Genomic DNA, 21517 nt, shown 5'->3' with positions numbered 1-21517 from the left:
CTAGTCCTGATCCTGCGCCCTTGCTTCCGGTTCCGGGAAGGAGCTGGCGCCGCGGCGGAGCAGCAGGACCAATGCCAGGATCACCACGCTTGCCAGCACCGCGATGGCCGGAATGGCTTGTTGTTGCGCGGTCAAAACGGCCACCAGGGTTGCGGCCTGGGTCACCAGCTGGATCTTCAGCGCGGTAACGCCCAGCGTCTTCAACGCAGCGATCGAGACGAGTGTCCGCCGCGGGAGGGCTGCGGTCAAGGCGTAAAGCACATACAGGAGGTGGACAGCCAGCACCAGCAGGAAGGTCATAGCGGAGATGCCCTCATAGGTGAAGAAGAATCCGGCCAGCAGCAGGAACAGCGAGAGCAGCATCGTGCCGACCGAGGGCAGGGCCGCGGCCAGCAAGAATGCGCCCAGGGGTAACAACACCCAAATACTTTCCAGCTCCAGCATCGGAAGACTGACGGCAACGGCAATGACCAGCGCAGCGACAGACAAGCCCCAGACCGGAACAGCCCGTCCGACGTCGAGACCGGCAACCCGGCGGTCGCCTTGCAACGGAGGACGCACCCAGTATGATTTTCCGCTCATCGGACACTCCTTCCGGCGGGCCGGCGTGAACGGCCGGCGGACCTGCCCAGCATCTGCAGGCCGGTGGTCATCGGCAAATGGTCCGGAGGGGCGTCACTGCCCTCCAGCCCATGCAGTCGCCTTCCGTCAGTTGGGTCCTGCCGCTCCGGCCCGCGCCAGCCAAACACCGGCACGCCGCCGTGCTGCAGTCTGGCGATGCGGTCGCGCCGGGACATCAGCTCCATCCGTAATGCCAATTCCTCGGTCCCGGAGAGTCCCGATGTGTTCAGGTGCGGCAGCGTGTCGATTCCCACCACCGTATGGCCCAGGTGCTGCCACTTCAGCAGCAGCCGCTCGCCGTCGTCGTTCATGAATGGGGAGAACACCATCACCAGGGCGGCGGACGGAATGACCGGATCCTGGGCCGGCTTGTCCAGATTGGTGCTGGCACGCATGGAGGTCAGCCGCAGCCGGATCAACTCGAGCTGACGCCGGCCGGCGGAAACGCGGAGGCCCCGGCGGTAGCTGGCCAGTTCCATCAATCCGACCCGGTCCCCGCGGGCGAGATACGACGCGGCCACAAGTGTGGCGGCGGAACGGGCGAGGTGGAGGGACGAATAGACCAGTGGAGAGGGCAGGTCTCCGCCGTACCAGGTCGCAGCCTCGGCCGTCAGGTCGCTCTCGGTGTCGACCAGCAGCATGATGCTGGCCTCCGAGGTGGTGTAGGTCCGGCGGACATAGAGTTCGTCCTGCGCGGGGGAGAGGCGGGCGGTGGCGCGCCAATCGATCCGGCGCAGCTGGTCGCCTGCCTGGAACGGATGAATATCGCGCAGTTCGCCGCCGTCGCCCGGTATTCGCGAGCCATGGTCACCGGTGAGTCCGCTCAACCTGGGCGGCAGCGGCAACGACGGAAGCTTCCCCAGATCCGGCAGCACGGTGTACCGCTTGGGCCGCAGCGGCACGGTTTGATGCGTTAGCGAGGAATCGGCGGATATGGCCGAGTAACTCACAACGTAGATATCGCGCTGGCCGGAAAGCGGCAGCTGGATGGTCATCCCAATCCCCGAATCCCGGGTATCGAGCACGTAGCTGTCCGGCCGCGAGCCGGAACCGGTCACCGCCACCGTGACCAGGCCAGCGCCGGAGCGGATGCTCAGCGGAGCCGTGTACAACTCATCGTTGCGCTCGCCGCCGTCTTCGTCCACCTGGACTGCCGGTGGCCGTTGATGCCGGGCGTTGAGGGCGACGGCGGCCACCAGCACCAGCGGAATGCCGGTGGCGACGACGTCGGGCCGGCCCGCAATCAGACCGGCCACCAGGCTTCCGACGCCGAGCAGGACCGCTGCGCTCCATGACCCCGACAACTGCCAGGGAACGCTTTTGGTCTCAGGCACTGCGCGCCGCCGATGGTGGTGTGGCGATCCGGTTCAGTGATTCGCTGACGACGGTTTCGGCGCGGACACCACGGGCCCAGGAAGCCGGTGTGAGCGTGATCCGGTGTGCCAGGACCGGGACCGCCGAAGATTTGATGTCCTCGGGCAGCACGAATTCGCGTCCCTCGATGGCGGCCAGCGCCCTGCCGAGCAGAATCAGTGCCTGCGACCCACGCGGGGAGGCGCCGACCTCGACGTCGTTGTGTTCCCTGGTCGCCGCGGCCACGGCCACGGCATAAGCGATCACATCCGGGTCGACATCGACCTCTTCAACCGCAAGCTGCATCGCCGTCAGCGCCTCGGCACTGGCAATCTGACGCACGGTTGTTTCCTCCTGGCGCCGCGCAATCCGGCGGGAGATTATTTCCGATTCGCCGTCCGCCGTGGGGTATCCGACCGAGAGCCGGACCAGGAAGCGGTCGAGCTGCGCCTCGGGCAGGGGATAGGTGCCCTCGAATTCGATCGGGTTGGAGGTGGCGAAGACATGGAACGGCCTGGGCAGTGGCAGCGTTTTGCCTTCGACCGATACCTGCCGCTCGGCCATGGCCTCGAGCAAGGCCGACTGGGTTTTGGGGGAAGTGCGGTTGATCTCGTCGGCCAGGAACAAACCGGTGAATACGGGGCCGGGATGGAAATCGAACTGCCGCGTCGCAGGGTCGTAAATCGAAGAACCTGTGATGTCGGCCGGCAGCAGGTCCGGGGTGCACTGCAACCGCCGGAAGCCCAGCCCTAAAACCCCGGCCATGCTCTTGGCCGCGAGCGTCTTGCCCAGGCCCGGCATGTCCTCGAAGAACACATGTCCGCCCGCCAGTACCGAGCCGAGGGCCAGCCGCAGTGGTTCGTCCATGCCGACAATCACCGTTCCGATTTCTTCCAGGATTTCCCGGCTGAGCCGGCTGACATCCTGAAGGGAGATGGTTTCGGCTGTTTTCATGCTTGCGGCCCGCTTTCCGTTGATACTGGTCGGTTCGACGACGGTTTTACTATGGGAATCAGCGCGTCAAGCTGATCCAGGCACTTGCGCAGTTCGGCATGGGTCATGCGGGCACCGCGGTCCTGATCAGTGAGGAAACTGTGGAGCAGGGTTCCGGCATGGACCTGGTTTCCCGACGATTCCGGCCCACCAATTCTGATCCCCAGCAATTTAACCCGGCCCCGCGCGAGTTTCAGGAAGTGCCGGTACGCGCGCTCGCCGACCGGTCGGGAGCCGGAGCTCAGCGAATATGCGACGAACTGCTGTTCGGTGGCACCTTGTTCATGACCGCGGAGCTTTTCCGGCTGCAGGCGTTGGGTCCGCAGTCCGTCGGCGAAGTCGTTGCACAGGCCCAGCACCGCCGCGCCGGTGATCACTGCGGCAGCATGCGCGGGATCCAGATCGAAAGCCCAGACCAGAACGGCGGCCACGACAGCCAGGATCAGTGGCAGCCGCCACCGGTGCCGGCGTGGCTTGCTGCGCGCGGTGAGCCTGCGGTCGGCCCGTTCACGTGCACGCTTCAGCTGATCAGGGCGGATGCCGGTCATGGTGACCTCTTCATCGGCAGGTCTTTCTCGATGTCGCGCCGCAACGAAACCAGGGCCAGACGTGCGGCGGACAACTCCGGCCCACCGATGGCTGCCCGCTGCGCCCTGACTCCGTACCGTGCGCGTTGATAAAGCCGCAGTACGAGCCGGATGTCGTCCGGGTCGGTATCGAAAGCAGAAAGGACGGCGGCGGTGAATTCCGACGGCGTCTCACTCAACCGCCGTCCTCGGCCGGCCAAAGATGCGGCCCTTTCGAGCGCCAGCCAGCATTGAATGATGGCGTCCGCGGAGGCATCCTCACCCAGCAGTGCGGCCTCTGCATCGTCGAAATGACGTGCGAAGGTAGTGAGATCCTCCTCCACGATCAGCGGAACGATATCGCCGTCGGGCTCCTCCTCTTCCAGTGGATCATTCCGTTCCGAATACCGGCTCCTCACGGCGGACTGGACTATCAGCGCAGCGCCGATGATCAGGAGGGCAGCCGCTGCAAGCATCAATACCAGAGGCAAGGATGAGTCGCCGGGCTCTGGTTCCGGTTCCGCTTGGCCGCCGCCGGATCCGGGTTCGGTCGCCCGCGGGGAAGGGATGCTTGGTGGCTCGCGGTCAATCTGGCCGATTTCGAACCGCGGCGAAGCCTCCGGCGCACCCATCGAGTTGGCTCCCAGCACAACCAGCAGCAGGCCCAGGGTCACCAGGACGATCAGCCGGGTAAACACTGGATTGGCAGAGGTGGGCCGACTGCGGTGGCGGGTGCCGGCGTCGACAACGTCCTTTGACAACATTCACCATTCCCCCTGCCGGCATCGTTGGGCGCCCGCGGCCAGTTTAGCCGCCAGCCGTGACCGCGCTCACAATTGCCACCGTTATCTGCTAACAAATCGGTTACGTCATGGACAATCTGCGTTCAGGGCGCAATCGCGCGCACATACTGGTTGCAGGAGCGCCGCTCCAGATACATTCCGTATTTGTTCCGCTCACTTGTTTAGACAATATGAGACAAATCACAGATGATTACATGCGGAAACACCATCCCTGAAAGGACTATCCCAGTGAAGCGTTCATCACTTACTAAGGTGGGTGCGGGCCTGTTCGCCTCCGCACTAATGCTGACCGGTTGTGGCGGCGGCGGGTCGAATTCCGGCAGCGAAGCCGGCGGCGGCAGCGAACCCGTACAAATCGGCATCAGCCAGATCGTGGAGCACCCCTCGCTTGACGCCGCACGCAAGGGCTTCAAGCAGGCTCTGACCGAGAACGGTTACGAGAACGCGGAGTTCGACGAGCAGAACGCCCAGGGCGATCAGGCGACGGCTACGACGATTGCCAGCCAGTTCGCGTCGGAGGGCAAGGACCTGGTCCTGGCCATCGCAACTCCGACCGCGCAGGCTGCAGCACAGACGATTACCGATATCCCCGTACTGATTACTGCCGTCACCGCTCCGGTCGAAGCCGGACTTGTCGACAGCCTCGAGAACCCGGGCGGTAATGTCACCGGCACCAGCGACCTGAACCCGGTTGAGAAGCAGTTGAGCCTGGTCAAGGAACTGGCACCGGATGCCGAGACTGTTGGCGTGGTTTACAGTTCCGGCGAGGTTAACTCCGAGGTCCAGGTCAAGCTGGCCCGCGAAGCAGCCAAGGAAATGGGCCTCAAGCTCGAGGAAGCGACAGTTACGAACTCCTCCGAGGTTCAGCAGGCTGCCAACTCCCTCGATGTGGATGCCATCTACGTGCCGACCGACAATGCAGTGGTTTCGGCGCTGAAGTCGGTCGTCCAGGTCGCGGAGAAGAAGCAGATCCCGTTGATCGTGGGCGAGGCCAACTCCGTTGAGGAAGGTGGCGTCGCCACTTATGGCATCGACTACGAGAAGCTGGGGCACCAGACCGGCATGATGGCCATCGAAATCCTCGAAGGCGCCGATCCGGCAACGATGCCGATCGAGACCCTTGAGGACATCCAGCTGGTCATTAACACCAAGGCCGCCGAGCGGATGGGCGTTGAGGTTCCACAGGAGCTGCTGGACCAGGCCGACCGGGTCATCAAAAAGTAAGCTGCAAGGAACTAAAGGTAAGTAGTCAATGTTTACAGCTGTTGAATTAGGGCTGATCTACGCGATTATGGCTCTAGGGGTCTACCTGACCTTTCGCATCCTCGATTTCCCCGATTTGACGGTTGACGGGAGTTTCACCACTGGGGCCTCTGTTGCGGCCATCATGATCGTCAATGGAGCGCCCCCGCTCCTGAGCACCATCGCGGCTTTCATCGCCGGAATGGTGGCGGGCGTGATCACCGGTCTTCTCCATACCAAGGGAAAGATTAACGGTCTGCTGGCCGGTATTCTCACGATGATTGCGTTGTACTCGATCAACCTGAGAATCATGGGCGGCAGTGCCAACATTCCACTCCTTCGGGAGGACACGCTGATCACGCCGTTGCGGGAAAATGGATGGTTGGGCACCTGGGTATCGATTGCGATCTTCGCCCTGGTGGCCATCGGGGTGAAGCTGTTCCTGGACTGGTTCCTGCACACCGATATGGGACTGGCGATGCAGGCGACCGGCGACAACCAGGAAATGATCCGCAGTTTCGGGGTCAGCACGGACCGGATGAAAATCCTAGGTCTGGCGCTCTCGAACGGGTTTGTCGCAGTCTGCGGCGCCTTGATTGCCCAGTACCAGGGCTTCTCCGACATCAGTATGGGTATCGGTTTGATTCTGGTGGGATTGGCGTCGGTGATCATCGGGCAGGCTGTTTTCGGCAGCCGGTTGATCTTCATCTCCACGCTGGCCGTGATCCTGGGTGCCATCGCGTACCGCGTCTTCATTACGCTGGCGCTGCGGATCGAATGGTTCGATCCTTCGGATGTGAAGCTCATTTCCTCGGTGCTGGTTATCCTGGCGTTGATCCTGCCGCAGTGGAAGTTTTTCAAGAAGATGCCGACATACCGGACTTTGAAGAAGACCAAAGACAGTGCGAAGGCAAGGGGCAGCTATGTTGGAAATTAGGGACGTCAGCAAGACCTTCTTCGCCGGAACGGTCAATGAGCGGGTCGCCCTCGACGATGTGACGCTGAAGCTCGAAAGCGGCGATTTCGTTACCGTCATCGGCAGCAATGGCGCGGGCAAGTCAACGATTCTGAACATCACCTCCGGCAAGCTGCTTCCCGATACAGGCTCGGTGACGATCGGTGAGCACGATGTGACCCGGCTTGCGGACCACCAGCGCGCGAAGTACATCGGCCGTGTTTTCCAGGATCCGATGGCGGGAAGCTCGCCGAACATGACGATCGAGGAAAACCTGTCGATCGCTTATGAGCGGGGAAACCGGCGTGGATTCTCGATCGGGGTGACCAACAAGAAGCGGGAAAATTTCCGTGAGGAACTCAAGTCGCTGGAGTTGGGACTCGAGGACAGGCTCAAGGCAAAGGTGGGGCTGCTTTCGGGCGGTCAGCGCCAGGCGTTGTCCCTGCTGATGGCCACGTTCAGTGAACCGAAGGTGCTGATGCTGGACGAGCACACGGCAGCGCTGGATCCACAGCGTGCCGAGCTGGTATCACGCCTGACGCAGGAGATTGTCGACCGGCATAAGCTGACCACCTTGATGGTCACGCACAATATGGAACAGGCGCTGAGGCTGGGCAACCGGCTGATCATGATGCATGAGGGAAAGATCCTCTTCAACCTCAATCAGGAGCGGAAGTCGAAGATGACCGTGAAGGGTCTGTTGCAGGAGTTCGAGAACATCAAGGGCGAGAAGCTCACGGATGACGAGACTCTCCTTCAGTAGGAATCAACTCAGGTAGCGATCCTGAAACCGTCACAACAACCGACGACGGCGGCCCTGCGGCATTGCGCTGCAGGGCCGCCGTCGGGGTTTGACGCCCAGCCGGCCACGTCAGGAGGCGGCGTCAATGGCTTCCTGAATCGGCATGTCGCCATTGTTGAACGGGATGAAGTTCCCGGTGGTTCGTGGCTTCTCCAGGACCAGAGCGGCGACCCGGGCAACATCCTCGCGGGTCACCTTATTCGAGGCAGGATCCTGGGCAATTTCGATCCGCCCGGTTCCCTGATCCCCGGTCAGCATGCCCGGTCCGAGGATCGTCCAGGAGAGATCGGTGTCCCGCAGGTAATCATCGGCGGCAGCCTTGGCCTCCGCGTAGTCGAACAGCCCATCGCTTTCCGGAATGCCGTGATCCTTCCTGGAGCCGATGAAGGAGACCATCACATAGCGGTCCACGCCAGCCAGTTTGGCCGCGTCCATTGAGCGGATTGCGGCATCGCGGTCCACAGCGTAGGTGGCATCTGCGCCGCTGCCGCCGGCACCAGCCGACCACACCACGGCGTCATGGCCCTCGATTTTGCCGGCAATCTCCGCGGTGGAGAGATGCTCGACGTCGGCAACAACCGGCGTCGCACCGGTGGCTTCAACGTCGCTGCTGTGATCCGGATTGCGGAACAGCGAACTGACCTGGTGGCCTCCGCCGGTGAGAATTTCCGCGAGGTGCATGGCAACTTTCCCATGACCTCCGATAATGGCTATGCGTGACATAGTTACTCCTTCCATGCTTCCCACCAACAGTAAGCAGGCGGAGCATCCCGGCTGTGCCACTTCAGCCAATGGCTTAGTGCGGACTGGCAGAATGGAGCCAGGCCCGGTCCGTTAAGGAGAGACATGAGAACGCACACCAGCATCGACTCGCCCATTGGCGTTCTGACCTTGGTCAATACGGATGGCGTCCTCAGCGCCGTATATATGGAGGAACATACGCACATGCCCGACGCCGGTACGTTCGGTGATGAGGGCAGCGCAGGCTTCGAAGACGCGACCGGCCAATTGGCGGAATACTTCGCCGGTGAGCGGCGCACATTTACGCTGCCGCTGGCACCGGCCGGGAGCGGCTTCCAACGCAAGGTCTGGAAGCTGTTGACCGAAATTCCCTATGGCGAGACGCGCTCCTACGGGCAGCTGGCAGATCAGCTGGGCAACAGGTCGGTCATCCGGGCGGTTGGAGCTGCCAATGGACGCAACCCACTCAGCATCATCGTTCCCTGTCATAGGGTGGTTGGCGCCGATGGGTCGCTGACAGGTTATGCAGGCGGGCTGGAGCGGAAGAAGTTCCTGCTGGGACTGGAAAATCCTGCCCGGGTCGACACACTCGCGTTGTTCTAGGCGGAGCTACGAACAATGAAATATTCAGCCAGCGATTCTCACGAACCCTGCGCCAAGGACGTCTACCGGGTGTGAGACTGAAACCATTCGAGCAGATCGTCACCGAGCACGGACCAACCGTGCTGCGGGTCTGCCGCGCCGTCCTCGGCCACCACGATGCCGAAGATGCCTGGTCGGAGACTTTTCTGGCCGCACTGCGGGCCTATCCGGAACTCGACCCGGCGGCCAATGTGGAGGCCTGGCTGGTCACGATTGCCAAACGCAAGGCGATCGACCAGCACCGCTCGGCCGCCCGCAGACCGCTGCCTGTGGAAGATCTGCCGGAGAGGCCCAGCCATGACGGCATTCCGGAGCCCGCCGATGGGGAACTGTGGGAGGCGCTGAAGCTGCTGCCGCTGAAGCAGCGCGAGGCGCTCGCTTACCGCCATCTGGCTGGATTGCCTTACGCCAGCATCGCCGGGCTGCTCGGCAATTCTGAAGCAGCCGCCCGCCGGGCGGCGGCCGACGGTCTCAAAACCCTTCGCAAGAGTTATCAGGGAGATTCCGCATGAATACTCAACCCACACCGGAACTGCCCGGCGGCGTCCTGGACGTGTTGAACAGGAACGACGACGACGCGAACCGGCGCCTCCACGCCCGCTTGGTGCAAGTGGCGGCAGCAGCGGACCTGCTGGATGTCGCCTACCGGATCATCGATACACCGGTTGGGCCGTTGTTGCTCGCCGCCACAGAGCTCGGGCTTGTGCGCGTGGCCTACGCCTGCGAAGACCACCAGGCGGTTCTGAATCGCCTGGCGGAAAAAATCAGCCCCCGTGTCCTGGAGGCTCCAGCCCGGCTCGATGATGCTGCCCGCCAGCTTGACGAATACTTCACGGGGGACCGGAGCCAGTTCGAGCTGGCACTGGATCTCCGCCTATCGTCCGGTTTCCGGCGCGACGTATTGTCCCACCTGCCGGACATCGGTTACGGCAGCACGGCCAGCTACGGCGATCTTGCCCGGCTGGCGGGCAATCCTAAAGCGGTACGTGCCGTCGGAACCGCCTGCGGCACCAACCCGCTTCCCGTCGTCGTTCCGTGTCACCGGGTGGTCCGTTCCGATGGCAGTCAGGGCGGCTATGTTGGGGGTCCCGAAGCCAAGCGCACACTGTTGACGCTGGAGGCGGCATGAAATCGCCAAATAAACTGGGGGAGTCGTGAACGGGATGCTGCTGCCGCGGGAACGCACCGAAATCGCGCCAGGAGCTGTGCACGTACCAGCGTGGCTCAGCATTGAGCGGCAGCGGGCGATTGTCGAAGAATGCCGGCGCTGGGCTGTCGGCCCGGTCCCGATGCGGTCTGCCCGGCTGCCCGGCGGACACCAAATGTCGGTCAGGACAGTGTGTCTTGGGTGGCACTGGCAACCCTACAAATACACCAGGACAGCCGACGACGCCGGTGGCGGCCGGGTTGCCGAAGTCCCGGACTGGATGATCGAGCTTGGGCGCCAAGCGCTGGTCGACGCCTATCTCGATCCGGCAGCCGGCGACGGATATGCGCCCGACACGGCCCTGATTAACTACTACGACGACGCGGCGAAAATGGGAATGCATCAGGACAAGGACGAGAAGGCGAGCGATCCAGTGGTGTCACTGAGCATCGGCGATACCTGCCTCTTCCGGTTCGGCAATACCGAAAACCGGAACAAGCCGTACACCGACGTCGAGCTGATGTCCGGGGATCTGTTCGTATTCGGCGGGCCATCGCGCTTCGCTTACCACGGTGTACCGAAGACCCTGCCGGGAACGGCTGATCCGCAGACGGGACTCAGCCAAGGAAGGATCAATATCACCATGCGTGTGACGGGGATGGAATGACGCTGTAGATGTAGGATCGCGGCATCCCAGCAATCACACACTAACCAGGAGCCACATCGAAATGGATACGCCCATGCATGTCGAACCGATCGGTTCCGTCTCTTCACCCCGCGAGGACACCAACAACACCACAGGGTGGGGAGACGTCGTAGCCCGCATCGACCTCAACGATGCCTTGGGCAGCGAGTCGCTTAGGGGCCTCGAGGGATTCTCCCACGTCGAGGTCCTGTTCTGGTTCGACCAAGTCACCCGCCGATCCTCCTACGCGCAGCCGGCCCGGGCGCGGGGTCGGGACGACATGCCGCTTATCGGCGTCTTCGCCGCCCGCGGACCGAATCGGCCCAACCCTATCGGCGTCAGCGCCTGCGAGATCGTCGAACTCGGCGACACTTGGCTCCGCGTGCGCGGTCTGGATGCCGTCGACGGAACACCAATACTGGACATTAAACCCGTCATGACCGTCCTTGTCCCGCACCCGACACAAGAGCCCGAGTGGAGCAGCCAGCTCATGGCCGACTACTACACCGGCTGAGACTGGGGTCAGCACTCAACTGACCGCATCACGCAACAGCGGTCACATCAAGCCACCGCCGCCGCGGCCACGGTGATGACTCTGTCCTTCATCGTTAGCGGTTTGGCGCCGCTGAGGCGCTGTGGTCCTTGAGAAGCGGTGCAGCAGGTCCGGGACCAGGCGTCGTCGGAACCAATGCTGTATTGACGGCGTTGTAGTACTGCCTCTTCATCGATTGGAGCCCCGTATGCCGGCTGTTGCGCAGACCGCGCTGCCACCACTTGATCAGCAGGCCGAGCGATTGATCGAGCTCGGTGTGCACGAGGTCGCGGGGCTGAGGGCCCGCGACCTTCACAACTTAGCCAACGTGGGTTCACCTGCCGGCGCGCTATTGGTCATCCATCCCGGCTGGGCACCCGCGTCGGGACTTGCACCGCTGTTGCGGCGTGGCGGAAAACGGGGGTTCGTCGTTGTCGATATGCCCGACGTAGACGACTTCGCGCCGATCGAGAAGGCCGCGCTGCCCGAGGGGCCTCTATACGCCGTGCACGGCATCGACCGGGGCGACCAAATGGTCAACTAGAGTCCCAACGAAGCACTGCCCGCCATCACCGCCGGCGGACGTACGCCCCTGACCGTCGGCGAGGGCATCCAGTGGCTGCTTCAACAACCAGAGGTCCTCAATCGGAAGACCATCGCCTCCCGGCTGCGCAAACCCAATGGCACATTGGACGCGAGAACGCCGGCGCTGTGGATCAGCAACGGAACCGGCCGGTACGGCGCTGCAAACCGCAACGCACCGAAGGTCGGATGGTGCTGGGCCGGTAACCGCCACACCTGGCTGGGCTTCGCCTCATCCAGTGGCAGGACGGGTCTCTAATGGCCGCTCATGAGCCATGGAATTGGACCGTCCAGCCAGATCTGTCGGTGTCATGGCTGGGCCTCGCACGATTGGTGCCCTCGATAGGATTCGAACCTACGACTTTCTGCTCCGGAGGCAGACGCTCTATCCCCTGAGCTACGAGGGCCTGATACTGGCTGTTCAGCATCAATTGGGAACTGAAAAAGCTTAGCAGGTGTGGGCGCTGGTCTGTAACCGGGAAATATTCCGTGTCCTCTATGACGGCGCTTCACGGATGCGGTCCCCGGCTGGCCGCTGTGGCAGGCCGGGGACCGCATCTGGATCTGGATGTGTCAGTACTGACCGCTTACCGCTTGGTGGTGAACGTCCAGCTGGTTATCTTGAGCGGGTTACCCGCCTTGTCTTTGATTGACGAGCTCAACCGGGCGGTGAAACGGGTGTTTCCTGCCAGAGTGGTGCTCGGATTGAGGGTCGCCGTCCGGGTTGCCGCGTTGTAGCTGACAGTGGCGGACACCTTTGCACCGGTGGCAGCCTTCTTCAGGGTGAAGGACGTGCCGGTGATGCCGCCGACTCGTTCACTGAACTCGGCGGTGGTGTTTGCCTTCCTGAGAACGCCTGTTGCATTCGACCCGGGCGCCCGGCTGATGACCTTCGGGACGAAGGTATCCGCGCGTCCGATCCGCCAGGCGTAGGTGGCAGGCAAGCTGGTGTTACCGGCCGCGTCGGTGGCACGTACCTTGAATGTGTAGTCCCCATTGATCTGCGCGTCATAGGTCTTCGGTGATGCGCAGGTGTTGTCCCAGGCCCTGTTGCTCGGCAGCAGTTGGCAAGCGAACGATGCCGCAGGATCGGTGCTGCTGAAGCTGAAGGTCGGGGTCCGGTCCAGGGATGGATGCGATGGACGGGACGTTCCAATCTTCACAGGAGGCGCCGCAGTGTCGACCGTGAAGGTCAGCGTCTGCGAAACCAGATACTTCGGTGTTGCCGGGTTGGTGGGAGCACCGGTCGCAGGGTCGATGGCGTAGGCCGGGTTGGCGATCCGGGCCTTCACCTTGTGGGTGCCTGCAGCGAGGGCTTTAGGCAAGGCCACAGAGTAGCGTCCGTTCACGGTGGCTGTCGTTGCTGCCGCTGTGGCGGCGCCGTCGACCATCAACTGGACGGTGGCAGGCGCTGCGCCGAGGCCCGGAACCGTTCCTCCCAATGTTGGGGTGGTGTCCTTGGTGATGTTATCCGTACTCGACCGGCCGGTATCACTGGCCGCTCTAAGATCGGGGGTGGACGGGGCGCCGTCGGCTCCGTTGAAGATCAAGCCTTGCACGGTGAACGTATTGACGGTCAGTGAATTGACTCCGGGTCCACCGGCATTGGGCCCGGTGACAATCACCGCATTGGTGCCCGATGGAGCTCCGGTGACCGGCCGGGCGGCAGTGATGCTGCCGAGCGTCCCCGGTGCCGCACCGACCTGCTTGAGGAACTTCGCCGTCGAGCCGGTGGTGTAGTCGCCGAGGAAACTTTCACCTACACCAGCCCAGTCGCAAGGCCTGGTGGCAGTTGGAGCGCAATCTCCGACGTCGAGCGTTTGCTTGATGAACCCGACGGCGGGATTCTTGTCATCCGGTTCCGCCACGAAGGTATTCACCCCATAGGGATGGGTGATCTTGTAGGACTTATTTGCCACCAGATCGTTGAGCCTGAACCGCAACCGTGCGAAGCCCATCTGTTCGCCCTTGCGGACGACGTCGTTGGCGTGGGCGGCTTCCAGCGCAGCTTCGTAGAGCCCCAGCTTCCCCGCGCTGGCTTCTGCTGCGAACCAGAACGCCTCCTCGGGAAAGTTATCCGGATATGAGGCGGGTACGGCCGGGTTCGGCGGCTCGGAGAGGCAGCCAGCTTCGGCCATGTAGCACAGCTGCAGTTTAACGCTTCCATCGGAATACCAGACCGGGTAACCGGTCTGCGGATCGACCGGCCCCATCCCGGCGGCTGCGGCGCCAGCGGGGCTGATTGCCAGTGGAGCGATCCCGGTGGCCAGCATGGCCCCGGCGCTAACGGCGGCCAGCCAGCGAGGCGGACCATGACGTTTGTCTTTGCTTCTTCGGTTTGATTGCCGTTGGGAGCCGGCGCCGATGCGGGACGAGGGTGAATGGGTTGAAGAAAACATGGCGTCTTACCTTTCAGAAGGCGCCCGGCCATACCCAGAGGCCGGGCCAACTCCGTGACGAGTCCACGGTGTTGATAGATGTTGTAGGCGCAAAACCATTGAAAAACCTTGGCAAATTCGTCTGCTGCGGCCACCGTTACCTAAGTGACTGCGCGCGCTTCCATGACAGGGTTGGGCCGAGGCTTTGGCGGTGCCGTGCGATTAATGGCACAGCTGCAACATTTCGGTTGCCCTGAGCTCCGACTGTAGGCTCAGACGGTGTCCCCATCGTCTGCTTCCAGCCTCCCGATAGGGGAACCCGGCCGCTTCCGCGGACGGCTCATAGTATTGGCCGGCATCCTGCTCTTCGGGATCACGCTGCGCATGGCGGTGACGGCTGTTTCGCCGCTGATCAGCCAGATCGGCGAGGATATTGCGCTCTCGGCCGCCATGATCGGACTCCTCGGCACGCTGCCGACGGCGACCTTCGCGGTTTTCGGTTTTATGACCCCGTACGTCGTGCGCTGGGCGAGCCTGGAGAAGCTGCTCGGAATCGCAATCGCATCGGCGGTGCTGGGCCAGATTGCACGGGCGCTCGTCTCCGACACGGTTCCGTTCATGATCCTGACGGTGGTCGCGTTGGCGGGCCTGGGCGCCGGAAACGTGTTGCTGCCGCCGCTGGTCAAGAAGTATTTTCCGGACAAGATCGGCCTGCTGACCGCCCTGTATTCGACTTCGTTGGCTTTGGGCACCGCACTTCCGCCGCAGTTCGCAGTCCCCGTTTCCGATGCCACCGACTGGAGATTCTCGATTGGACTGTGGGCAGTCTTCAGCCTGGTCGCGGCGGTCCCGTGGATCACCATGGGACTGGAACGACGACGCCGGCCGTCACCTCTTGATGCCGGGACAGAGGAGCCTGCGGCGGACCAACCCGCGGAGGGTGAAACGGTTCCGCCAAAGGCAGGCGCCGAACGGCTGCGGATCAACCTCTGGAAGTCGCCGCTGGCCCTCGGGTTGACCCTGATGTTCGGTTGCACGTCGCTGCAGACCTATGCCATGTTCGCGTGGCTGCCCCAAATGCTTACCGAAGCCGGATTGTCCGCCTCGCAGGCCGGAAGCATGCTCGCCCTGTTTGGGATCCTCGGCCTGCCGTTGAGCCTGATGGTGCCGATCTTCGCCGCGCGGATGCGCAACCCGTTCCCCGTCGTCGGCGTATTCCTGTCCTGCTTCGTGGCCGGCTATACCGGGCTATTGCTGGTGCCGGCGGAGATAACCTGGCTGTGGGTGGTGCTGGTGGGACTCGGGCCGGGTACGTTCCCGCTCGCGCTGGTCCTGATCAACCTCCGCACGCGGACCCACGTCGGCGCGGGCGCACTCTCCGGTTTCGGCCAGGGTGTCGGCTACGCAATCGCCTGCGCCGGTCCCTTGCTGTTCGGCATCCTGGAGGCCCAGACCGGCAGCTGGGTGGCCTCCTTCGCGTTCCTCGGCGCGACATTGGTGCTGCTCGGTGGCGGAGCCTTTGTCGCCTGCCGGCCCATCATGCTCGAAGACGGACCCGGCGTCGTCCGCGAACCCTGAGTCCGGCCATTTCCCTGAATCAGCCCCTTACCTGTTCGAATCATCGTCCCCAAGCCGCGAATCAGCGCCTTAGCCGTCAGGTAGGGGGTTGCAGCGGGCTGACTCGCGGCTTATGTGCTGATTCGATGGCGGTAACTGCAGTTTGGGGACTGACCGGAGGGTGGTGCGGCGGCCAACGTGCTGACCCGAGCACGGATACCCCGAGCACGGATACAGCGAGCTGTGCCTGACGAAAACTGCTGTCACACTGCAGGGTCGAATTCTTTACGTCCCTGTCGCGCAGGTAGGCTTGGACGGTGACCCCAGAAGAACTTTCAGCCGCAATTACCTCCTGCCTGCACGACGCGATCAACGCCGGTGAAATCACCGTGCCGGAGTCGGCCGTTCCCGGACAGGTGCGGGTGGAGCGACCGAAAAACCGGGAGCACGGAGACTGGGCCACCAACGTTGCCCTGCAGCTGGCCAAACCGGCGGGCGTCCCGCCGCGCCAGATCGCCGAAGCACTGAGCGCCAAGCTCGGCAATATCGACGGCGTCGCAGCGGTCGATATCGCCGGTCCGGGCTTCCTCAACATCACGGTTGACGCAGCCGCTGCCGGCGGACTGGCGCGGACCATTGTCGAACAAGGCGAGGCATTCGGAACCAACAACGCCCTTGCAGGCCGGAAAATCAACCTGGAGTTCGTCTCGGCCAACCCGACCGGACCGATCCACCTTGGCGGCACCCGGTGGGCCGCCGTCGGGGATTCACTGGCGCGCATCTTCTCGTCGCAGGGCGCCGACGTCACCCGCGAGTACTACTTCAATGACCACGGCGCGCAGATCGACCGCTTCGCCCGCTCTCTGCTGGCCCGCGCCAAGGGCGACCCCGCCCCGGACGACGGGTACGCAGGCGAGTACATCACGGATATCGCCAACCGGGTGATGGCCGCGGAGCCGGGAATCCTTGAGCTCGACGACGCCGATGCGCAGGAACGTTTCCGCGCACTTGGCGTGGACATGATGTTTTCGGACATCAAGGAATCGCTGCACGAATTTGGAGTGGACTTCGACGTCTACTTCCACGAGGATTCAGTGCACTCGGACGGCTCCGTATCCGGACTGCTGGAGAAGCTCAAGGAGTCGGGCAGCCTGTACTTCGAGGACGGCGCGTGGTGGCTGAAGTCGACGGACTTCGGCGATGACAAGGACCGCGTGGTCATCAAGTCGGACGGCACCGCCGCGTACATCGCGGGCGACATCGCGTACTACGCCAACAAGCGCAGCCGTGGTTTCGACCTGGCTGTCTACATGCTCGGTGCCGACCACCACGGTTACGTGGCACGTCTCAAGGCCGCGGCCTCCGCGCTCGGCGACGATCCGGACACCGTCGAGGTGCTGATCGGCCAGATGGTGAACCTGGTCAGGGACGGCAAGCCGGTGCGGATGTCCAAGCGCGCCGGAACGGTTGTCACTATGGAGGATCTGGTCGACGCCGTCGGCGTGGACGCCGCCCGGTACGCGCTGACCCGTTTTTCGGCCAATTCCAACATCGACATTGATCTGGATTTGCTGACCAAGCACACCAATGAAAACCCGGTGTTCTACGTCCAGTACGCCCATGCCAGGACCAAGGCCGTCGGACGCAATGCCGAATCGGCGGGCGTCGACCGTTCCGCTTTTGACGCCGGTGCGCTGGACCACCCGACCGAATCCGAGCTGCTCGCCCACCTGGGTGCTTACCCGTCGGTGCTCGCCCATGCCGCAAGCTTCCGGGAACCGCACCGGCTGGCTCGGCACCTGGAGGTCATCGCCGGCGCGTACCACCGCTGGTACGACTCCTGCCGCGTGGCGCCGGTCGGCGATGAACCGGTGACCGACCTGAACCGCACACGGCTGTGGCTCAATGACGCCACCAGCCAGGTCCTCGCCAACGGGTTGGGCCTGCTCGGCGTCTCTGCCCCGCACCGGATGTGATGATGAACCAGGAAACAACCACCGCAGTGAAGTCGCCACTCGCGCCGCAATGGCTCAGCCTGCCGGAGGATGTCAACCGGCTCGAGACCAAGCTCTGGGCGCAGGATGTCGCGCGCAACGAAACCGGCGAACTGGCCATCTCAGGCATTCCGGTCAGCGAACTGGCCGCCGAATTCGGCACCCCGGTCTTCGTGATTTCCGAGACCGACTTCCGCGCCCGCGCGCGTTCCTTTAAGGATGCGTTCGACGCCGCCTTCGCCGAACTCTGCGGGGGAGTGGACGTCTACTACGCGGGAAAATCGTTCCTCTGCACCGAGGTCGCCCGCTGGGTACAGCAGGAAGGGCTTCGGCTGGACACCTGCACCGGCGGCGAACTTGCCGTTGCGGCGCGCGCCGGCCTGCCCGGGGAACTGCTGGGCCTGCACGGCAATAACAAGTCCGACGCCGAGATCCACCGTGCGCTCGACATGGACCTGGGCCGCATCGTCGTGGACAGCCTGGACGAGCTGGAGCGGCTCGCCAGCATTGCGGCCGGGCGCGGCAGCGTGGCGAAGGTGATGCTGCGGCTCACTCCCGGCGTGCATGCCTCCACGCACGAATTCATCGCCACCGCGCATGAGGACCAGAAATTCGGCCTCTCGCTGGCGGCGGACGACGACGGCGCGTCACCGGCCGGCCGGGCGGTGGCTGCCGCGCTGGCCGCCGGCTCGATCGACCTGCTCGGCGTGCATTGCCACATCGGCTCGCAGATTTTCGAGCCGGAGGGCTTCGCCGTCGCCGCCGAACGCCTGCTTGGTTTCCTTGCCGCGGTGCAGGCCGAACATGGTGTTGCCCTCGGCGAGCTGGACCTCGGCGGCGGCTATGGCATCGCCTACACCGAGGCCGACACCCCGCGCCCGCCAGCCGAAATCGCCAACGCAATGGCCGCCGTCGTACACGACACCTGCGCAGCCCTGAACATCAAGGTGCCGCGGATCTCCATCGAGCCTGGACGTGCCATTTCCGGGCCTGCCGGTTTTAGCCTCTACCGGGCCGGAACCACCAAGCAGGTCCAGGTCGACGCCGGTACCGGCAGCTTCCCCCGCCGGTACATTTCGGTCGACGGCGGCATGAGCGATAACGCGCGGCCGGTGCTCTACGATGCGGATTACTCTGCCACCCTGGCCTCCCGCGCCTCGACGGCGGAACCGACCCTCTCGCGGGTCGTCGGCAAGCACTGCGAGAGCGGCGACATCGTGGTCCGCGACGTCTACCTGCCCGCCGATGCCGCGGACGGGGACCTGCTCGCGGTACCGGGTACCGGAGCGTACTGCTGGGCACTGGCAAGCAACTACAACTACATCGCCCGCCCGCCGGTCATTGCCGTGAAAGACGGCGCCGCGCGGCTGATCATCAGGGGCGAAACCGAACAAGACCTGCTGGCACGGGACTGCGGATAGGAGCTGGATATGGACACACTGAAGGTAGCCCTGCTGGGATGCGGCAGCGTCGGCTCACAGGTTGCACGCATTTTGAGGGACGACTCCGACGCGCTCACCGACCGGGTGGGGGCGCGGCTCGAGCTGGCCGGCATTGCCGTCCGGAATCTCGACGCCGAGCGTGAGGTCGAACTGGACAAGTCGCTGTTCACCACGGACGCCGAATCGCTGGTGCAGGACGCGGACATCGTGATCGAGTTGATGGGCGGAATCGAACCGGCGCGCACCCTGATGCTCTCCGCCATTGGACACGGCGCGTCGGTGGTGACCGGAAACAAGGCGCTGCTGGCCGAGGACGGTCCGACGCTGTATGAAAAAGCCGACGCGGCCGGTGTACAGCTGTCCTTCGAGGCCGCCGTCGCCGGTGCGATTCCGATTCTGCGGCCGATCCGCGACAGCCTGGCCGGAGACAAGATCACCCGCGTGCTGGGCATCGTCAACGGCACCACCAACTACATCCTGGACCAGATGGACACCACCGGTGCGCAGTTCGACGACGCGCTGGCCGATGCCAAGGCGCTCGGTTATGCCGAGGCGGACCCGACGGCGGATATCGAGGGGCACGACGCCGCAGCCAAGGGCGCCATCTTGGCCTCGCTGGCATTCCATACCCGCTTCCCCCGCTCCGAGGTGCATTGCGAGGGCATCACCTCGGTGACCGCCGACGACATCGCGGCCGCCAAGGATGCGGGCTATGTCATTAAACTCCTGGCCATCTGTGAACTGCAGGACGACGCCGGCACGACTGGCAGTGCCGAACAGAACGGCGGCGCTGTCGGAGCGGACGACGGCGGACGCGGCGTCAGCGTGCGGGTCCACCCGACACTGCTGCCACGAGAGCATCCGCTGGCCGCCGTGCACGGTGCCTTCAACGCGGTCTTCGTCGAAGCCGAATCCGCCGGCGAGCTGATGTTCTACGGTCAGGGTGCCGGCGGAACGCCGACCGCCTCCGCCGTCTTGGGTGACGTGGTTTCGGCGGCACGGCGTATTGTGCTTGGCGGCCCTGGCCGGACCGAAAGCGCCGCCGCCCGGTTGCCGTCGCGCGGGATCGGGAGCGTGGAGACGAGTTACTACATCGGGCTCGACGTGGCCGACGAATCCGGCGTGCTGGCCAAGATCGCGCAGGTCTTCGCCGACCACGGGGTTTCCATCGAGACCATGCGCCAAAGCATGCACCCGCACACCTCCGGAATCGCGGCCGCAACAGCCGATCAGGAAGCGAAGCCGACCGCGGAGCTGCGGATTGTCACCCACCGCGGACGTGACGCGGCCTTGTCCAGGACCGTCGAGGCGGTCAAACAGCTCGAACCAGTTAATGCCGTTACATCCGTTCTGCGGGTCGAAGGAGTCTAAGTGGCGCACCAATGGCGCGGGGTAATCCGCGAATACGCCGACCGTTTGCCCGTCACCGATCAAACCCGGGTGATCACGCTCGGCGAAGGCGGCACCCCGTTGGTCTATGCCCCCGCGCTGTCGAACCTGACCGGTTCGGACGTCTACCTCAAGGTCGAAGGAATGAATCCTACGGGTTCGTTCAAGGACCGCGGAATGACGATGGCGATCACCGCCGCCGTCGAATCCGGTGCCAAAGCAGTGGTCTGCGCCTCGACCGGAAACACCTCCGCTTCAGCCGCGGCGTACGCCACGCAGGCGGGACTTACCTGTGCGGTGCTGGTGCCCGAGGGCAATATCGCGATGGGCAAATTGAGCCAGGCGATCGCCCACGGGGCGACATTGCTGCAGGTCAACGGCAACTTCGACAACTGCCTGGAGGTGGCCCGCAAACTGGCTGAGACCTATCCGGTCTTTCTCGTGAATTCCGTCAATCCGGCCCGCATCCAGGGGCAGAAAACGGCGGCCTTCGAGGTGGTGGACTACCTCGGCGATGCACCCGATATCCATGTGATGCCCGTCGGCAACGCCGGAAACATTACTGCGTACTGGAAGGGCTACCAGGAGTATTCGCAGCCGTGGGAGAACGACGGCGGCCGCACCCTGGACCCGTTATCCACGAAGACCCCGACACTGTGGGGTTTCCAGGCGGCCGGCTCCGCACCGCTGGTGCTCGGACATCCGGTGACGGAACCGGACACCATCGCCACCGCCATCCGGATCGGAAACCCTGCCTCGTGGGATTCAGCTATTGCGGCGCGGGATGAGTCCGGCGGTTTGATCGACTCGGTCACGGATGAGGAAATCCTGCAGGCACACCGCTGGCTCTCGGCCAAGGAAGGCGTGTTTGTCGAACCAGGCTCGGCCGCCAGCGTGGCCGGTCTGCTCAAGAAGCACGCCGCCGGTGAGGTTCCGGAGTCGAAAACGATTGTCGTGACGGTGACCGGGCACGGTCTCAAAGATCCGCAGTGGGCCCTGCGCAACGCCGACGGCAGCGACGTCGAACCGGTGCGGGTTGATTTCGACGTCGTCAGCGTCGCCTCCGCATTGGGCTTGGAATGAATGGGATTTC

General features: G+C 63.6%; 21 protein-coding genes, 1 tRNA gene and 1 pseudogene. 14 read left to right on the top strand and 9 right to left on the bottom strand.

All coding sequences use genetic code 11. The features are described 5' to 3' along the window. The 5 genes from ACX80B_RS02760 to ACX80B_RS02740 are packed head-to-tail and all read right to left on the bottom strand — an operon-like array spanning position 1 to position 4297. Positions 1-582: a hypothetical protein gene (locus tag ACX80B_RS02760; RefSeq protein ID WP_459292763.1), complete on the bottom strand. Its 582-nt coding sequence runs from the start codon at positions 580-582 to the stop codon at positions 1-3. Beyond that, positions 579-1955, bottom strand: coding sequence for a DUF58 domain-containing protein (locus tag ACX80B_RS02755; protein WP_459292761.1), 1377 nt, complete (start codon positions 1953-1955; stop codon positions 579-581). The genes ACX80B_RS02760 and ACX80B_RS02755 overlap by 4 nt, the downstream gene beginning before the upstream one ends. Then, complete coding sequence (locus ACX80B_RS02750; protein WP_459292759.1) at positions 1948-2928, bottom strand: AAA family ATPase; 981 nt, start codon at positions 2926-2928, stop codon at positions 1948-1950. The genes ACX80B_RS02755 and ACX80B_RS02750 overlap by 8 nt, the downstream gene beginning before the upstream one ends. Beyond that, a complete protein-coding gene (locus ACX80B_RS02745) occupies positions 2925-3515 on the bottom strand; it encodes a hypothetical protein (protein WP_459292757.1) in 591 nt (196 codons plus the stop codon). Before ACX80B_RS02745 ends, ACX80B_RS02750 begins: the two co-directional genes overlap by 4 nt. Further along, on the bottom strand, positions 3512-4297 hold the full coding sequence (locus ACX80B_RS02740; RefSeq protein ID WP_459292755.1) for a DUF4129 domain-containing protein: 786 nt from the start codon (positions 4295-4297) through the stop codon (positions 3512-3514). The genes ACX80B_RS02745 and ACX80B_RS02740 overlap by 4 nt, the downstream gene beginning before the upstream one ends. A 267-nt stretch (positions 4298-4564) precedes the next feature. Here ACX80B_RS02740 and ACX80B_RS02735 point away from each other — a divergent pair, with 267 nt between their 5' ends. The 3 genes from ACX80B_RS02735 to ACX80B_RS02725 are packed head-to-tail and all read left to right on the top strand — an operon-like array spanning position 4565 to position 7296. Then, the gene (locus ACX80B_RS02735) at positions 4565-5560 is read left to right on the top strand and encodes an ABC transporter substrate-binding protein (protein ID WP_459292753.1); all 996 of its coding nucleotides are present in this window, start codon (positions 4565-4567) and stop codon (positions 5558-5560) included. A 28-nt stretch (positions 5561-5588) separates the two neighbouring features. Continuing rightward, on the top strand, positions 5589-6515 hold the full coding sequence (locus ACX80B_RS02730; RefSeq protein WP_459292751.1) for an ABC transporter permease: 927 nt from the start codon (positions 5589-5591) through the stop codon (positions 6513-6515). Continuing rightward, a complete protein-coding gene (locus ACX80B_RS02725) occupies positions 6502-7296 on the top strand; it encodes an ABC transporter ATP-binding protein (protein ID WP_459292749.1) in 795 nt (264 codons plus the stop codon). Before ACX80B_RS02730 ends, ACX80B_RS02725 begins: the two co-directional genes overlap by 14 nt. Positions 7297-7404: 108 nt before the next feature. Here ACX80B_RS02725 and ACX80B_RS02720 read toward each other — a convergent pair whose 3' ends face one another. Next, entirely contained in the window at positions 7405-8058 is a 654-nt protein-coding gene (locus ACX80B_RS02720) for an SDR family oxidoreductase (protein ID WP_459292747.1), read from the bottom strand. A gap of 123 nt (positions 8059-8181) precedes the next feature. On the opposite strand from ACX80B_RS02720, the gene ACX80B_RS02715 reads away from it, so the two are divergent. The 5 genes from ACX80B_RS02715 to tsaA all read left to right on the top strand — a co-directional run bounded on the left by ACX80B_RS02715 (position 8182) and on the right by tsaA (position 11064). Further along, on the top strand, positions 8182-8679 hold the full coding sequence (locus ACX80B_RS02715; RefSeq protein WP_459292745.1) for a methylated-DNA--[protein]-cysteine S-methyltransferase: 498 nt from the start codon (positions 8182-8184) through the stop codon (positions 8677-8679). A gap of 71 nt (positions 8680-8750) precedes the next feature. Next, positions 8751-9230 (top strand): RNA polymerase sigma factor, encoded by a 480-nt coding sequence (locus ACX80B_RS02710; RefSeq protein ID WP_459292743.1) that lies wholly within the window; start codon positions 8751-8753, stop codon positions 9228-9230. After that, a complete protein-coding gene (locus tag ACX80B_RS02705) occupies positions 9227-9847 on the top strand; it encodes a methylated-DNA--[protein]-cysteine S-methyltransferase (protein ID WP_459292741.1) in 621 nt (206 codons plus the stop codon). Before ACX80B_RS02710 ends, ACX80B_RS02705 begins: the two co-directional genes overlap by 4 nt. A 34-nt stretch (positions 9848-9881) precedes the next feature. Continuing rightward, positions 9882-10532, top strand: coding sequence for an alpha-ketoglutarate-dependent dioxygenase AlkB family protein (locus tag ACX80B_RS02700; RefSeq protein ID WP_459292871.1), 651 nt, complete (start codon positions 9882-9884; stop codon positions 10530-10532). 61 nt (positions 10533-10593) lie between these two features. Next, positions 10594-11064, top strand: a complete 471-nt coding sequence (gene tsaA, locus ACX80B_RS02695) for a tRNA (N6-threonylcarbamoyladenosine(37)-N6)-methyltransferase TrmO (RefSeq protein WP_459292739.1) — start codon at positions 10594-10596, stop codon at positions 11062-11064. Positions 11065-11158: 94 nt separating this feature from the next. Here the strand turns inward: tsaA and ACX80B_RS02690 are convergent, their stop codons facing one another. Continuing rightward, entirely contained in the window at positions 11159-11398 is a 240-nt protein-coding gene (locus ACX80B_RS02690; RefSeq protein ID WP_459292875.1) for a hypothetical protein, read from the bottom strand. Here ACX80B_RS02690 and ACX80B_RS02685 point away from each other — a divergent pair. Beyond that, positions 11291-11923 (top strand): annotated as a pseudogene (locus ACX80B_RS02685) (DUF5701 family protein). The gene ACX80B_RS02690 and the pseudogene ACX80B_RS02685 sit on opposite strands and share 108 nt — an antisense overlap. Before the next feature lie 72 nt (positions 11924-11995). Here ACX80B_RS02685 and ACX80B_RS02680 read toward each other — a convergent pair. Further along, positions 11996-12071, bottom strand: a tRNA-Arg gene (locus tag ACX80B_RS02680). 180 nt (positions 12072-12251) lie between these two features. Beyond that, positions 12252-14063, bottom strand: a complete 1812-nt coding sequence (locus tag ACX80B_RS02675) for an Ig-like domain-containing protein (protein ID WP_459292737.1) — start codon at positions 14061-14063, stop codon at positions 12252-12254. A gap of 258 nt (positions 14064-14321) precedes the next feature. Here ACX80B_RS02675 and ACX80B_RS02670 point away from each other — a divergent pair, with 258 nt between their 5' ends. The 5 genes from ACX80B_RS02670 to thrC all read left to right on the top strand — a co-directional run bounded on the left by ACX80B_RS02670 (position 14322) and on the right by thrC (position 21507). After that, the gene (locus ACX80B_RS02670; protein ID WP_459292735.1) at positions 14322-15620 is read left to right on the top strand and encodes a CynX/NimT family MFS transporter; all 1299 of its coding nucleotides are present in this window, start codon (positions 14322-14324) and stop codon (positions 15618-15620) included. A gap of 296 nt (positions 15621-15916) precedes the next feature. Beyond that, positions 15917-17575 (top strand): arginine--tRNA ligase, encoded by a 1659-nt coding sequence (argS, locus tag ACX80B_RS02665; RefSeq protein ID WP_459292733.1) that lies wholly within the window; start codon positions 15917-15919, stop codon positions 17573-17575. Continuing rightward, positions 17575-19014, top strand: coding sequence for a diaminopimelate decarboxylase (gene lysA, locus ACX80B_RS02660; protein WP_459292731.1), 1440 nt, complete (start codon positions 17575-17577; stop codon positions 19012-19014). The genes argS and lysA overlap by 1 nt, the downstream gene beginning before the upstream one ends. Positions 19015-19023: 9 nt before the next feature. After that, entirely contained in the window at positions 19024-20406 is a 1383-nt protein-coding gene (locus tag ACX80B_RS02655) for a homoserine dehydrogenase (RefSeq protein ID WP_459292729.1), read from the top strand. After that, positions 20407-21507 (top strand): threonine synthase, encoded by a 1101-nt coding sequence (thrC, locus tag ACX80B_RS02650; protein WP_459292727.1) that lies wholly within the window; start codon positions 20407-20409, stop codon positions 21505-21507. Positions 21508-21517 lie beyond the last annotated feature (10 nt).

The sequence above is a fragment of the Arthrobacter monumenti genome (assembly GCF_054511255.1).
The sequence above is the reverse complement of the archived record's forward strand: the minus strand, read 5'-3'. Positions and strand labels throughout refer to the sequence as shown.

Coding starts and splice junctions, on each gene's coding strand:
- ACX80B_RS02760 (WP_459292763.1), bottom strand. CDS start 582: ATGAGCGGAAAATCATACTGGGTGCGTCCTCCGTTGCAAGGCGACCGC.
- ACX80B_RS02750 (WP_459292759.1), bottom strand. CDS start 2,928: ATGAAAACAGCCGAAACCATCTCCCTTCAGGATGTCAGCCGGCTCAGC.
- ACX80B_RS02745 (WP_459292757.1), bottom strand. CDS start 3,515: ATGACCGGCATCCGCCCTGATCAGCTGAAGCGTGCACGTGAACGGGCC.
- ACX80B_RS02740 (WP_459292755.1), bottom strand. CDS start 4,297: ATGTTGTCAAAGGACGTTGTCGACGCCGGCACCCGCCACCGCAGTCGG.
- ACX80B_RS02730 (WP_459292751.1), top strand. CDS start 5,589: ATGTTTACAGCTGTTGAATTAGGGCTGATCTACGCGATTATGGCTCTA.
- ACX80B_RS02725 (WP_459292749.1), top strand. CDS start 6,502: ATGTTGGAAATTAGGGACGTCAGCAAGACCTTCTTCGCCGGAACGGTC.
- ACX80B_RS02720 (WP_459292747.1), bottom strand. CDS start 8,058: ATGTCACGCATAGCCATTATCGGAGGTCATGGGAAAGTTGCCATGCAC.
- ACX80B_RS02715 (WP_459292745.1), top strand. CDS start 8,182: ATGAGAACGCACACCAGCATCGACTCGCCCATTGGCGTTCTGACCTTG.
- ACX80B_RS02705 (WP_459292741.1), top strand. CDS start 9,227: ATGAATACTCAACCCACACCGGAACTGCCCGGCGGCGTCCTGGACGTG.
- ACX80B_RS02700 (WP_459292871.1), top strand. CDS start 9,882: ATGCTGCTGCCGCGGGAACGCACCGAAATCGCGCCAGGAGCTGTGCAC.
- tsaA (WP_459292739.1), top strand. CDS start 10,594: ATGGATACGCCCATGCATGTCGAACCGATCGGTTCCGTCTCTTCACCC.
- ACX80B_RS02675 (WP_459292737.1), bottom strand. CDS start 14,063: ATGTTTTCTTCAACCCATTCACCCTCGTCCCGCATCGGCGCCGGCTCC.
- lysA (WP_459292731.1), top strand. CDS start 17,575: ATGATGAACCAGGAAACAACCACCGCAGTGAAGTCGCCACTCGCGCCG.
- ACX80B_RS02655 (WP_459292729.1), top strand. CDS start 19,024: ATGGACACACTGAAGGTAGCCCTGCTGGGATGCGGCAGCGTCGGCTCA.